The sequence below is a fragment of the Actinoplanes sp. NPDC048791 genome (genome assembly GCF_040650095.1).
In the GTDB taxonomy this organism is placed as follows: domain Bacteria; phylum Actinomycetota; class Actinomycetes; order Mycobacteriales; family Micromonosporaceae; genus Actinoplanes.
Genome location: NZ_JBEZGQ010000126.1, coordinates 1 through 13,349, shown reverse-complemented (window position 1 = coordinate 13,349; position 13,349 = coordinate 1). Strand labels below are relative to the sequence as shown.

The window sequence follows — 13,349 nt, the reverse complement described above, 5'->3', positions numbered from 1 at the left end:
GGCCCGCAGGACGAGACCGGGCGCCCCGCCGCGCATGTACGTCGAGCGCACCCGGGCGTAGTCCAGGTCACCGGGCTCGACGGCCTGCCCGGCCAGGCTCGGGGGCACGTTGTCGTAGTCGATGCCGGGACGGCGCTTGGCGCGTACCGCCGCGGGCCGGAAGACGGCCGTGGGCGCGGCCGGCAGCTCGCGGGCCACGGCCTCGCGCAGCGCCGGCATCACCTCGCGGGCGAAGCGATCCAGCGTGGCGGTGTCGCCGGCCCGGAGGATGAGCGTGCTGACGCCGTCCTCCAGCACCAGCGCGAGCAGCTCCGGCACGGTGTGCTCGGCGGTGATGTGCAGCAGGCGGCGGATCTCGGCGGGCTCGCGCCCGGCTTCCAGGGCGGCCTCGTCGATGATCTTGTTGGCGGCGGCGTACTCACCGGGCCGGAACGCGGTCAGGGTGGCCGCCCAGCCGTCCGCCTTGCGCCCGGCGAGCCGCAACATCGGTGACTGGTCGCCGTCGAGCCAGATCGGGATGCGATGGGCGGGCAGCGGACCCCGCTGCGCCTGCGGGATGCGGTAGTGCGCGCCCAGGTGCCGCAGCGGGCGCGGCTCGCCCGCGTCCAGGACGCCCCGGACGATGTCGATCGCCTCGTCCAGCGCGGCGGCGGCCTGGCCTGCCTCGATCCGGCGGCCGCCCATGGCCTCGATCGCGTCCGGATCGCCGCCCCCACCGAGCGCCAGCTCCAACCGGCCGCCGGAGAGCAGGTCCAGGCTCGCCGCGGCGCGGGCCAGCACCGCGGGATCACGCAGGGGGACGGTGAGCGCGGCCGGCGCCAGCCGCACCCGCCCGGTACGCCCGGCGACCCAGCCCAGCACGGTCCACGCGTCGAGCAGGTCCGGCTCGTCCGGGCGGTCCTCGACGGTGACCAGGTCGTAGCCGAGTTCCTCCGCGTGGCGGGCCAGGCCGGCCGCCTCCCCGGGTGTCCCGGCCGACGACGCGACCAGCACGCCGAACGTCAGCGGGTGTCCGTAGTTCATCGCGTGCTCCTCAGCCGGGTTGACACATCAACCTAGTTGATACATCAACCGGCGGCCTTCCGGCAAATGGAAGTACGATTCCCGGCGTGAGTGCGACCGCCGACGTCTCCGCCGCCTGGCAGGCGTATCAGCGCATGCGCCTGCAACTCAACGGCCGGATCAGCCGTGAGCTCTACCGCTCCACCGGGCTGTCCGAGGCCGACTTCGACATCCTGTTCCTGCTGGAGGAGTCCCCCGGCGGCACAGCGCGCTCGATCGCCCTGCGCTGCGGCCTGGAGTGGGAGAAGTCACGGCTGTCCCACCAGCTGCGCCGGATGCAGGGCCGCGGGCTGATCACCAAAACCGCCGACGCGGTGGTGGAGCTCACCGACAAGGGCCGCGAGCAGATCGCCGCCGCCCGGGCCTGTCACGGCGCCGCGGTCCGCCGCTACTTCGGCGACGTGCTGACCGATGACCAGCTCGCCGCGCTCACCGCGATCTCCGACCAGGTGGTGGCCCGGCTGACGGACGACTCCACCCGGGACCACGCGCACGCGCGGCCCCGGGCAGAGACCTGACCTACGGCTGACTGCGCGGGCTGTCCGGCGCCAGCGTGTCGATGAACTCGTGCGGGCTGTGCACCTCGACGGTCCGGCGGGCGGCGTCGGCCTCGGCCGCCAGCGCCTTGGCCGCACCGGCCGGGTCGACCCCGGCCCGCTTCGCACCGGCGACAACCTGGTTGTAGGCGCCCTCGGCGAACGCGTACGCGGCCCGGTAGTCGTGCCGCGCGAACGCCTTGGTCGACAGACCCAGCAGCACGTCAGCCGCACGCAACTGCACCTTCGCCCGGGACGCCCGGGACGACGCCAGCACGTCGGCGGCCAGCCGGTTCGCGGCCTCGTGGTACGCCGCCGTCAGGAACCGGTCGCTGTTGTCCCGGTCGAACTGGCTGAAGTCCCAGTTGACGTCGATGTAGCTCATCATCGAGTTGCTCTCGTCGCCGGCGTTGGCGAACAGGAAGCGGCCCGCCGGCTCGTAGTCCACCCCGGTCTCGCTGTCGTAGCCGTCGTGCGGGTGGCTCATACCCAGGTGATGGCCGACCTCGTGGATCTGGGTGGTGGTCAGGCCGTACCCGGAGGCGACGACGTCCGGCGAGATGAAGCTGAACACCCCGGTCTGGGTGCCGTCGACGTAGTTGTCGTCGGCGAAGCCCAGCGCCGGCACGTCCACGCCCTCACCGACGGCGTAGTTGAACAGCGGGATCTCGTAGTCGACCCGGCCGGCGTCGTCCTTGGTGCGTTCCAGGTTCGCCCAGTTGTAGAGGTACAGGTTGGCGAACGCCGGGTAGCCCGAGTCGGGGTAGCAGCTGGTGTCGGTGAGCACCCCGAGGTAGCACTCCTCGGCCTTGGCGTCGTAGGGCAGGTCCTGGTTGTCGAAGTCCAGCCGGTTGCGCCAGCGCAGCTCGGAGAGCTCGTCGACCAGCAGCTCGGGGGTGATGTAGCGCTCGGACGCGTCGACGCCGGGCCAGCCCTCGTAGGTGTTGCTGTCGATGTTGAGCGACTTGGGCGGTTCCGCCGTGGGCAGCTCGACCGGGTACAGCGGCGACGACGTCATCAGCAGGTTCAGCGCGACGTAGCGGGTGATCAGCGAGAGGTCACCGGCCAGGGCCCCGGGCGCCCGGAAGCCGCCCGCGGTGTACTCCCAGGTGGGCGGCATCCGGTAGTCGACCTCGCCGTCACCGTCGAGGTCCGGGTTGTCGACGTCGTAGTTGCTGGTCCAGGACTCGGGACCGGCGGACAGGTCGTGGAACCAGACCCGCCGGGTGCTGCCCAGTCCGGTCTCCTCGTCGTCGGCGGTGGTGCCGCCCCAGGCGATGACCTTGCGGCTGTCCCGTTCCTTGCCGAAGTCGTAGCCGGTGTCCGGGTCGGGCTCGCCGGTCTTGGTGTAGACGTGGAACTTGAAATCGGAGCGGCCGTACCAGTTGATGAAGAAGATCGTGTTGCGCCGGGTGTCGACCCCGGCGGGCGGGTGGTACGCGAGCCACTTCTCCACGCTGGGCGCGTCGATGGCGTGGTTGGCCGTGATGTCCTTGACGTTGCTCGCCTGCTCGTTGTAAGCCGTCTGGTACTCCGTCAGCGGCGCGGGCTTGGCCAGCTTGCCCAGCTGCCGGAAGGCTCGTAGCCGAGGAAGACCACGTTGACCGGCACCTTCTCCGTCAGCCGGGGCTGGCCACCGGGATGCAGGTAGGCGTACGAGGATTTCGGTGCGGCGCCCGCTGCTCCCGCGGACGCACCCACCATCGCCGTAATCAGCGCAACGACGAGCGCGGCTCTCCGTCTCATGTGGTCACGCTGCCACCCCGCGGACACCGGGTAAAGATTTACGCAGGTAAAGGCATGGATACGTTGGTGCCACGGTTACCGCGATTCACCCGGCCCAGGTTCTAAGCTCTTCCGGTGGCGAAGTATTTCGACGTACATCCGGACAATCCGCAGGCGCGGTCCATCTCCCAGGTGGTCCGCATCCTGCAGGACGACGGGCTGATCGCGTATCCGACCGACTCCTGTTACGCCCTGGGCTGCCGGATCGGCAACGCCAAGGGCCTCGACCGGATCCGCGAGATCCGCCATCTGGGCAGCGACCACCACTTCACCCTGATCTGCCGCGACTTCGCCCAGCTGGGCCAGTTCGTGCAGATCAACAACGCGGTCTTCCGGGCGGTCAAGGCGGCCACCCCCGGCAGCTACACCTTCATCCTGCCGGCCACCCGCGAGGTCCCGCGCCGGCTCCTGCACCCCAAGAAGAAGACCGTCGGGGTACGCATCCCGGAGAACACGGTGACCAGCGCGATCCTCGCCGAGCTGGGCGAGCCGCTGCTCTCCAGCACCCTGCTGCTGCCGGGCGAGGAGGAACCGCTCACCCAGGGCTGGGAGATCAAGGAACGACTCGACCACGTGGTGGACGCGGTGATCGACTCCGGTGAGTGCGGCACGGTCCCGACCACCGTCATCGACCTCTCCGGCGGCGAGCCGGAGATCCTGCGGGTCGGCGCGGGTGACCCCACGCGCTTCGAATAACGCTGGCGGCCGCCCATAGGCTGGTGGGTACCACGTTCCGAGAAGAGGAAACGACGATGTATCTACCCGTGCCGGCCCAGGTCGATCTGGGTGCGCTGGACCACGAGGTGCTGCACTTCTGGCAGGCCGAGAGTGTGTTCCACCGCAGCCTCGAGCAGTCCGCGGGCCGGCCTGAGTGGATTTTCTACGAGGGCCCGCCCACCGCGAACGGCATGCCCGGCACGCACCACATCGAGAGCCGGGTCTTCAAGGACGTCTTCCCGCGGTACAAGACGATGAAGGGCTTCCACGTCGCCCGCAAGGCCGGCTGGGACTGCCACGGCCTGCCGGTCGAGCTCGCGGTGGAGAAGGAGCTCGGCTTCACCGGCAAGCAGGACATCGAGGCGTACGGCATCGCCGAGTTCAACGCCCGCTGCCGCGCCTCGGTGACCCGGCACACGGACGCGTTCGCCGAGCTGACCCGGCGGATGGGCTACTGGGTCGACATGGACGACGCGTACCGGACCATGGATCCGGGCTACATCGAGTCGGTCTGGTGGTCGCTGCAACGGATCTTCGACAAGGGTCTGCTGGTCGAGGACTTCCGGGTGGCACCCTGGTGCCCGCGGGACCAGACCGCCCTGTCCGACCACGAGCTGGCCCAGGGCTACGAGCAGGACGTCGACCCGTCGGTCTACGTGCGCTTCCCGCTGACCTCGGGCCCGTTCGCCGGGCAGGCCTCGTTGCTGGTCTGGACCACGACACCCTGGACGCTGGTCTCCAACACCGCCGTCGCGGTCAACCCGGACGTCACCTACGTCGTGGCGACCGACGGTGATGAGCAGCTCGTCGTCGCTTCGGACCTGCTCGCGGAGGTGCTCGGCCCGGCCTGGACGGTGGTCGCCACCTTCGGCGGCAAGGAGCTCGAACGCTGGACCTACCGGCCGCCGTTCGACCTGGTCGAGGTGCCGGACGCGCACATCGTGATCCTGGCGTCGTACGTGACCACCGACAGCGGCACCGGCCTGGTGCACCAGTCGCCCGCCTTCGGCGCGGACGACCTGGCCAGCTGCCGGGCCTACGGGCTGCCGATGGTCAATCCGGTACGGCCCGACGGCACGTTCGCGCCGGAGGTGCCGCTGGTCGGTGGCGTGTTCTTCAAGACCGCGGACGCCGCGCTGGTGACCGACCTGCAGAGCCGCGGCCTGCTGTTCCGGGAGACCCCGTACGAGCACAGCTACCCGCACTGCTGGCGCTGCCACACGCCGCTGATCTACTACGCGCAGCCGTCCTGGTACGTACGCACCACAGCCGTCCGCGAGCAGCTGCTGCGCGAGAACGAGCGCACCAACTGGCAGCCCGCGACGATCAAGCACGGTCGCTACGGCGACTGGCTGACCAACAACGTCGACTGGGCGCTCTCCCGGCAGCGCTACTGGGGCACCCCGCTGCCCATCTGGCGCTGCCCGGAAGGCCACCTGACCTGCATCGGCTCCCTGCACGAGCTGAGCGAGCGCACCGGCGAGGACCTGTCCGCGCTGGAACCGCACCGGCCGTTCATCGACGCGGTCACCTTCGCCTGCGAGTGCGGCGCCACCGCCACCCGGGTGCCCGACGTCATCGACGCCTGGTACGACTCCGGCGCGATGCCGTTCGCCCAGTTCGGCTACCCGTACCGCAACAAGGAGCTGTTCGAGCGCAGCTATCCGGCGCAGTTCATCTCCGAGGCGATCGACCAGACCCGCGGCTGGTTCTACACGCTGATGGCCATCGGCACGCTGGTGTTCGACCGGTCCGCGTACGAGAACGTGGTCTGCCTGGGTCACATCGTGGCCGAGGACGGCCGCAAGATGTCCAAGCACCTGGGCAACATCCTCGAGCCGTTGCCGCTGCTGGAACGGCACGGTGCGGACGCCGTGCGGTGGTTCATGGCCGCGGTCGGCTCACCGTGGTCCTCGCGCCGGGTCGGGCACACCACCTTGCAGGAGGTGGTCCGCAAGACCCTGCTGACGTACTGGAACACAGCCGCTTTCCAGGCGCTGTACGGACGTACCGCCGGCTGGACGCCGTCGGAGTCGGACCCGGCGCCGGCCGACCGCCCGGTCCTGGACCGCTGGGTCCTGTCCGAGCTGCACACGCTGACCCGGGACGTGGACGCGGCGCTGGCCGCCTTCGACACCCACGAGGCCGGCAAGCTGCTCGCCGCGTTCATCGACGACCTGTCCAACTGGTACGTGCGCCGCAGCCGCCGCCGTTTCTGGCGCGGTGACCCGGCCGCGCTGGCCACGCTGCACGAGGCGCTGGCCACCGTGACGCTGCTGATGGCGCCGATCACGCCGTTCATCACCGAGCGGATCTGGCAGGACATGGTCGTGCCGGTCACGCCGACCGCCGCGCCCTCGGTGCACCTGGCCGCGTACCCGGTCGCCGATGAGTCCCTGATCGATCCGGCGCTGATCGAGCAGATGGCGCTGGCCCGCCGGCTGGTCGAGCTGGGCCGCGCGGCGCGGGCCGACTCGGGCATGAAGACCCGGCAGCCGCTGTCGCGGGCGCTGGCGTCGGCGCACGGGTTCGCCGGCCTGTCTCCCGAGCTGCTCGCCGAGATCGCGGCCGAGCTGAACGTCGGCGTCGTGCTGGCGGTCGGCGCGGCGGGCGACTCGCTGGTGGACACCACGGCGAAGGCGAACTTCCGGCCGCTGGGCAAGCGCTTCGGCAAGGGCGTACAGCAGGTGGCGGCCGCTGTGGCCGCGGCCGACGCGACAGCGCTGAAGGAGTCCCTGTGCTCGACCGGCACCGCCGCGGTCGTGGTCGGCGACGAGACCGTCACGCTCAGCCCCGACGAGGTGATCATCACCGAGACGCCGCGTGAGGGCTGGGCGGTCGCCGCCGAGGGCGGCGCGACCCTCGCGCTGGATCTGCACCTGACGCCGGAGCTGCGCCGGGCCGGCCTGGCCCGCGACGCGATCCGGCTGATCCAGGAGGCCCGCAAGTCCAGCGGCCTGGAGGTCTCCGACCGGATCGCGCTGCGCTACGCGGCCGACGACAACACGGCGGCCGCGCTGGAGGAGCACGCCCAGCTGGTCGCCGACGAGGTGCTGGCCACGGACTACGCCCCCGGTGAGCCGTCCTGGGCCGAGGCCGTCCCGTTCCGCGAGGAGGCGATGGGTCTCACCTTCTGGCTGCGGAAGGCCTGATGCCGGCGGCCAGATTGCTGCGCGCGCTCGCCGCCGTCGCGTTGGTCGGCGCCTGCGCGTCGGCGCCCACCAACGCCTGGACGGAGTTGTCGCTGCCCGGCCCGGGCGGCCCGCGGCTGCTGCGGGACGCGGTCGCGTGCGGCGAGCACTGGTACGTGGTCGGCGGCCGCGTCGGCGCCGACGGCGAGACCAGCCCGGCCGTCTGGGACAGCACGGACGGCCGGAGCTGGCGCAGCCTCACGCTGACCCCGCTGCCCGGCAGCTACTACGGCCCGCGCAGCGTCCTGTACGCCGTGGGCTGCGCGAACGGCCGGATCGCGGCGGTCGGCTCGCGCAGCGGCGGCGCGCACGGCAACCCGCGGACCAGCACCTGGTATCAGCGCCCGGACGGCTCACTCGCCGAGGCGGCAGCGCCCTTCGAGACGTACGGCGGTGACACGGCGGTCGATGTCGGCCGGATCTCGGGCGGCGCGGCGGGATTCCTGATCGCCGGCAACCGGACCAGCGGCGCGGCGGCCTGGCTCTCCCCGGACGGCACGCGCTTCCGCCTCTTCGAGAACGCTCCCGGCCTGGCCCGGGCCTTCGCGCGGGACGGCGCTGTCCTCGATGGACGGTTTCTGCTCGTCGGCAGCTCCGGCAACGCACCCGCCGCGTGGAGTTCGGTCGACGGCAGCTCGTGGCAGCGCGCGGAGGTCCCCGACGGGGACGGCTACGACGAGCTGCAACGCGTGGTCCGGCTGGGCGACCAGCTGATCGCGGTCGGCCCGCACGGCGACACCTTCGGCGCGTGGCGAGGCCCGGACTGGACGGCGATCGGCCGCTTCGGCAAGCCCGATGCCACCGGCGTACGGTCACTGACCGTCTCAGCCGGCCGGTTGTACGCGGCCGCCGGTGACCTCTGGCGCTCCGGCGACGGCGGCCGGTCCTGGGTGACCGTCACGACACCGCGCGGCGCGAGCCCGCTGTCCGCTGTGGCCGGTCGTAACGGTGACGTCCTGCTGGTGGCCGGCGACCGGGTCTGGCTGGCTCACGGGGTGTGACATTTTCCCCACGCTCGGCTGGGTTACTCGGCGGTAATGTTCGACGTCCACCGATGTGTACCCGGGAGTCACCATGCTGACCGTTCCCCCTGGCCTGGCCGGCGTCGTCGCGTTCGAGACCGAGATCGCGGAGCCTGACCGCGACGGTGGCGCCCTGCGCTATCGCGGCATCGACATCGAGAAGCTCGTCGGCAAGGTGTCCTACGCCGACGTGTGGGGCCTGCTCGTCGACGGGGACTTCGGCGCCCCGCTGGCTGCTGCTGAGCCCGTACCGCTGACCGTGCACTCCGGGGACATCCGGGCCGACGCGCAAGCGGCCATCGCGACCATGGCGCCGCAGTGGGGGCTGGGCCCGCTGATCGACATCGACGACCCGCAGGCCCGTACGGACCTGGCCCGCACCTCCGCCACGCTGCTCGACTTCGTCGCCCAGGGCGCCCGCGGCAATGACGTCCCGGCCGTGCCGAGCAGCCGGGTCGAGGCGGCGACCAGCCTCGTCGAACGCTTCATGGTCCGCTGGCGCGGCGAACCCGACCCCCGGCACGTGAGCGCGATCGACCGGTACTGGATCTCGGCCGCCGAGCACGGCATGAACGCGTCCACCTTCACCGCCCGGGTCGTGGCCAGCACCGGCGCCGACGTCCCGGCAGCCATCTCGGCGGCCGTCGGCGCGATGTCCGGCCCACTGCACGGCGGTGCGCCGTCCCGGGCCCTGCACATGGTCGAGGCCGTCGAACGCTCCGGCGACGCCCGGGCGTACGTGAAGCAGGTCCTGGACAGCGGGCAGCGGTTGATGGGCTTCGGCCACGCGATCTACCGCGCGGAGGACCCCCGGGCCCGGCTGCTGCGGGCCACCGCCAAGGAGCTGGGTGCACCACGCTACGAGGTGGCCAAGGCGCTGGAGGACGCGGCGCTGACCGAGCTGCGCGAGCGCAAGCCGGACCGGGTGCTGGAGACCAACGTCGAGTTCTGGGCGGCCGTCATCCTGGACTTCGCCGAGGTGCCCGCGCCCCTGTTCACCTCGATGTTCACCTGCGCGCGGACGGCCGGCTGGGCCGCCCACATCCGCGAGCAGAAGCGGCTCAACAAGATCATCCGGCCGTCCGCGTCGTACGCCGGGGTGCCCGACCGGGAGCCGGCCGAGCTGGCCGGCTGGGAGGACGCGCTCAAACGCAACGCGGGCCGCACGTACCTCTGACCCGGCCGCGCCCGGTCAGCGGGCGGGCTCCAGCCGGAACCGGTTGACGATCACCTGCAGGTCGTCGGACATCTCCGCGAGCTGACCGGCGGCCCGGTTGGCCTCGGTGACCCCGACGGTGGTGAGCTGCACCGAGGCGGCGACATCGTTGATCGTCCCGGCCACCCGGCCGCCGGCGTCGGCGGCCTCGGTGACGTTGCGGCTCATCTCGTTGGTGGTCACGGTCTGCTCCTCGACCGCCGAGGCGATGGTGGTCTGGAACTCGCTGATCCGGCCGATGATCTCGCTGATCTCCTCGATCGCGGCGACCGCGCCGACGGTGTCGGTCTGGATGGCGGCCACCCGCTGACCGATGTCCTCGGTCGCCCGCGCGGTCTCCTGGGCCAGATCCTTGACCTCGCTGGCCACCACGGCGAAACCCTTGCCCATCTCCCCGGCCCGGGCCGCCTCGATGGTCGCGTTCAGGGCGAGCAGGTTGGTCTGCTCAGCGATCGAGGTGATCACCTTGATCACGTTGCCGATCTCGGTGGACGACTCTCCCAGCTTGGCCATCACCCCGGTCGTGGTGGCGGTGACCTCGACCGCCCGCGAGGCGACACCGACCGCCTGGGTGGCGCTCTGGCTGATCTCCCGGATGGAGGCGCCCATCTCCTCCGCCCCGGCGGCGACGGTCTGGATGTTCGACGACATGGCCGCGGCGGACTCGGCGACCGCACTCGCCTGCCGGGCCCCGGTCTCGGCACTGGTGGCACTGTTCTTGCTGGTGGCGGAGAGCTCACCGGCGGCGGTGCTGAGCGTGCGGGAGTGCGTGGCGAGATCGTTGACGGTCTGCCGCAGGGTGACGGTGGCCCGGCGCAGCGACGTGGCCATGTGCCCGACCTCGTCCTGCTGGTCCACGTCGAGCTGCTGGGACAGATCACCCTCGGCGACCGCCTCCAGCACCGACGACACCCGCCGCAACGGCGTCACGATCATCCGGGCCACCCACAGGGCGAGGAAGACGGCGAGCGCCAACGCGATCACGATGGTCCAGATCAGGCTGGTCCGCGTGGAGCCCACGGTCGCGTCGAACTGCTTCCCGGCGATCAGCGCGGCGTCCGCCCGGCTGAGCTCCGTGGCCAGCTGCTCCTCGTACGCCTTGCGCAGGTCACGGTTCGCACCCAGGGCGGCCGTGATCGCGGCCTGCCGGTCCGTCCCGTAGGTCGTGAACTCGGCGGCCAGGGCGGTGAACCAGGCGTCCGTGGCCGTCTTGATCTTGTCGACCGTGGCCTGCTGTTCGGACGCGGCGAGGCCCCGGGCCGTGGCGAGATGCCCGTCGACGGTCTCCTTCCGGCGGAGGGCCTCCTCCTGGAAGCTCTTGTCGCCGGCGATGAGATAACCGCGCTCGTCGTTGGCGGCGGCCTTGGCCGCCAGGGCGGCGGAGTTCAAACTGGTGATGTACGGGACGCCGACCTTGAGCTCGTCGTTACGGGTGGTCTTGAGCTCGGCGATCCCGGCCAGGCTCATGTACCCGGTGACAACCATCCCGGCGATGGCCACACCGGCCACCGTGAGAACCTTGGTCGACACCCGCCGGTTCCGGGCCCATCCGGTCAGACCTGCCACGTTGCCACCCCTTCATCCGAGTTGCTCCCCGTGATCCCTATCGACGCGGGTTGCCGATCGCTGATTACCAGGGGGTAAAAAGGTTGCCGAGTTTCCCGATCCCGATGGCCGGCCGTGCTCTGCTCAGGCGTGCGGCGGCATGCTGCCCGGCGCGGTGGGCACCCGGGCGGCCCTGCTGCCGGCCGCACTCATCGGCGGCATCGGCTGGACCGCTGCGCTGCTCACCGCAACCACCACCATCCGGGGCAGTGCACGCGCCGCCGCGCGCAAAGCCGACTCGCGGGCTCGCGTCTCGCGTACCTGGGCGCGGGTCAGCAGGGTCACGCCGGCCGCCGCGACCACCGCGCTCACCACGGCCACCGCCGCCCCGAGCAGCCCACCGGTGATCTGCTCCCCCAGCAGCACCAGCCCGATGGCCGCCGCCGCGACCGGATTGGCGAGCGTGCTCACCGCCAGCGGCGCGCCCAGCCCGTCACGATAGGAACGCTGCGTGAACAACGTCCCAGCGGTCGACAGCACAGCGATCGCGAGCGCCGCTACGGCGACCGTCGGGTTGAGCAGCGCACCGAACCCGTCGTCCGTGACGTGCACCGCGACGGTCTGGGTCAGGGCCGACGAGACGCCGAACGACACCCCGGCCGCGGCCGCCGTCCACAGGCCCGAAGCGCCGGGCACCGCGCCCCACCCACCCAGAGCGGTCAGCAGCGCCGCCGTGACCAGCAACAGGCCGACGAGCTGGGCCGTGGTCAGCACCGCGATGCTGGTGGTCGTACCGGCCAGCAGCAGGATGCCGATCAGCCCGGCCACCGTCAGCCCGATGCCCCGGCCCTCGATCCGGGTGACCGCCCGCCGGGCCAGCATCGCCGCGAGCGGCACCGCCAGCACCAGAGTCAGCACCCCGAACGGCTGGACCAGCGACAACGGTCCGTAGCGCAGCGCGACCACGTGCAGGGCCGCGCCGACCCCGTTGAGCGCGATGGCCGCCCACCACAGCGGCATCCCGAGCAGCACGCCGAGCGGCTGCTGCGCCAGCCGCGCCTGCAGCACGGCCGCGGCCGCATAACCCGCCGCTGACGCGACGCAGAGCAGGACCGCGAGAACGAGCGCGCTCACGGCTGGTCACCCGGGCGGACCAGACCACTCTGGTACGCGATGACAACCAGTTGCGCCCGGTCCCGGACACCGAGCTTGCCCATGGCCCGGTTGATGTGCGTCTTCACGGTCAGCGGCGACAGGTAGAGCCGCTCGGCGATCTCCTCGTTCGACAGCCCGTACGCCACCAGCGCCAGCACCTCCCGTTCCCGGTCGGTGAGCCCGCCCAGCTCCAGGGCGGCCGGCAGCGCACTCGGCACCGGCTGGCTCAGGAAGCGGCTGACCAGCCCACGCGTGGCGGCGGGCGACAGCAACGCCTCACCGGCGGCGACGACCCGGATGGCGTGCAGCAGATCGGCGGGATCAACGTGCTTGCCGAGGAAGCCGCTGGCCCCGGCCCGCAGGGCGAGCACGACGTTGTCGTCGTTCTCGAAAGTCGTCAGGACCAGCACCCGCACACCGGCCAGATCCTCGGCCGCGGCGATCCGGCGGGTGGCCTCGATGCCGTCCATGTCCGGCATCCGGATGTCCATGAGCACGACGTCGGCGCGGGCGGAACGAGCGAGCTCGACGGCCTCACGACCGGTCCCGGCCTCACCGACGACCTCAACCTCGGGGTCGGGCTCGACGAACATCCGGAAGCCGGCCCGGATCAGCGGCTGGTCATCGATCAGCAGCACCCGGATCGTCATGACAGCACCTGCTCGCCGTCGACAGCCCTCGCGTTCAGCCGCTCTGCGTGGTCGCGGGGCGGGAGGTCTGCGCTGGGGAGATCGGCGTGCACCGTGAAGCGGCCGTTGGCATCCGGGCCCGCGGTCAGCGCTCCCCCGGTCGAGGCGGCGCGCTCGCGCATGCCGATGATGCCGTAGCCCGAGCCGGACCTCGGGACGTCGGGCCGGACCTGGTTGGTGATGTCCAGCGTGACCCCGTCGGCGGTGTAGGCCACGGTGAGCCGGGCGGTGCCGTCGCCGTACTTCTGGGCGTTGGTCAATGCTTCCTGGGCGATCCGGAACGCCGCGAGGTCGACCAGCGCGGGCAGCTCCCGGGCTTCGCCGAGCCGGCGGTGGTCGACCCGCAGGCCGGGCCTGGACCTGATCACCCGGGGCAGCGGCTTCGGCTACTACGGCTCGGTGGTCACCAACGTCATCTTCGCCACGTTCAC

At 71.5% G+C, this 13,349-nt stretch carries 12 protein-coding genes; 5 read left to right on the top strand and 7 right to left on the bottom strand.

Features of this window, described 5'->3' with window-relative positions; all coding sequences use genetic code 11:
• On the bottom strand, window positions 1–1,023 hold a 1,023-nt coding region (locus AB0C29_RS12600; RefSeq protein WP_360819200.1), incomplete at its 3' end, for an LLM class flavin-dependent oxidoreductase.
• A gap of 86 nt (window positions 1,024–1,109) precedes the next feature.
• On the opposite strand from AB0C29_RS12600, the gene AB0C29_RS12595 reads away from it, so the two are divergent.
• Window positions 1,110–1,580 (top strand): MarR family transcriptional regulator, encoded by a 471-nt coding sequence (locus tag AB0C29_RS12595; protein ID WP_360819198.1) that lies wholly within the window; start codon window positions 1,110–1,112, stop codon window positions 1,578–1,580.
• A 1-nt stretch (window position 1,581) separates the two neighbouring features.
• Here AB0C29_RS12595 and AB0C29_RS12590 read toward each other — a convergent pair whose 3' ends face one another.
• Together AB0C29_RS12590 and AB0C29_RS12585 are read right to left on the bottom strand one after the other, a co-directional pair.
• Window positions 1,582–3,054 carry a hypothetical protein gene (locus AB0C29_RS12590; protein WP_360819195.1) on the bottom strand — a complete coding sequence of 491 codons (1,473 nt, stop codon included), beginning with the start codon at window positions 3,052–3,054 and terminating at the stop codon, window positions 1,582–1,584.
• Between the two features lie 80 nt (window positions 3,055–3,134).
• Window positions 3,135–3,344, bottom strand: a complete 210-nt coding sequence (locus tag AB0C29_RS12585) for a hypothetical protein (RefSeq protein ID WP_360819192.1) — start codon at window positions 3,342–3,344, stop codon at window positions 3,135–3,137.
• Window positions 3,345–3,458: 114 nt separating this feature from the next.
• On the opposite strand from AB0C29_RS12585, the gene AB0C29_RS12580 reads away from it, so the two are divergent.
• The 4 genes from AB0C29_RS12580 (at window position 3,459) to AB0C29_RS12565 (ending at window position 9,490) form a co-directional block, all read left to right on the top strand.
• Window positions 3,459–4,079 carry an L-threonylcarbamoyladenylate synthase gene (locus AB0C29_RS12580; RefSeq protein WP_360551422.1) on the top strand — a complete coding sequence of 207 codons (621 nt, stop codon included), beginning with the start codon at window positions 3,459–3,461 and terminating at the stop codon, window positions 4,077–4,079.
• Between the two features lie 56 nt (window positions 4,080–4,135).
• On the top strand, window positions 4,136–7,252 hold the full coding sequence (ileS, locus tag AB0C29_RS12575; RefSeq protein WP_360819189.1) for an isoleucine--tRNA ligase: 3,117 nt from the start codon (window positions 4,136–4,138) through the stop codon (window positions 7,250–7,252).
• On the top strand, window positions 7,252–8,292 hold the full coding sequence (locus AB0C29_RS12570; RefSeq protein ID WP_360819186.1) for a hypothetical protein: 1,041 nt from the start codon (window positions 7,252–7,254) through the stop codon (window positions 8,290–8,292). The genes ileS and AB0C29_RS12570 overlap by 1 nt, the downstream gene beginning before the upstream one ends.
• 73 nt (window positions 8,293–8,365) lie before the next feature.
• Complete coding sequence (locus AB0C29_RS12565) at window positions 8,366–9,490, top strand: citrate synthase 2 (RefSeq protein WP_360819183.1); 1,125 nt, start codon at window positions 8,366–8,368, stop codon at window positions 9,488–9,490.
• A gap of 15 nt (window positions 9,491–9,505) precedes the next feature.
• On the opposite strand, the gene AB0C29_RS12560 is transcribed toward AB0C29_RS12565, so the two are convergent.
• From AB0C29_RS12560 to AB0C29_RS12545, 4 genes are all read right to left on the bottom strand, one after another.
• The gene (locus AB0C29_RS12560; protein ID WP_360819180.1) at window positions 9,506–11,095 is read right to left on the bottom strand and encodes a methyl-accepting chemotaxis protein; all 1,590 of its coding nucleotides are present in this window, start codon (window positions 11,093–11,095) and stop codon (window positions 9,506–9,508) included.
• Window positions 11,096–11,218: 123 nt separating this feature from the next.
• Window positions 11,219–12,208: a hypothetical protein gene (locus AB0C29_RS12555; protein WP_360819177.1), complete on the bottom strand. Its 990-nt coding sequence runs from the start codon at window positions 12,206–12,208 to the stop codon at window positions 11,219–11,221.
• On the bottom strand, window positions 12,205–12,879 hold the full coding sequence (locus tag AB0C29_RS12550; RefSeq protein ID WP_360819174.1) for a response regulator transcription factor: 675 nt from the start codon (window positions 12,877–12,879) through the stop codon (window positions 12,205–12,207). Before AB0C29_RS12550 ends, AB0C29_RS12555 begins: the two co-directional genes overlap by 4 nt.
• Window positions 12,876–13,286 (bottom strand): hypothetical protein, encoded by a 411-nt coding sequence (locus AB0C29_RS12545; RefSeq protein WP_360819171.1) that lies wholly within the window; start codon window positions 13,284–13,286, stop codon window positions 12,876–12,878. The genes AB0C29_RS12550 and AB0C29_RS12545 overlap by 4 nt, the downstream gene beginning before the upstream one ends.
• Window positions 13,287–13,349 lie beyond the last annotated feature (63 nt).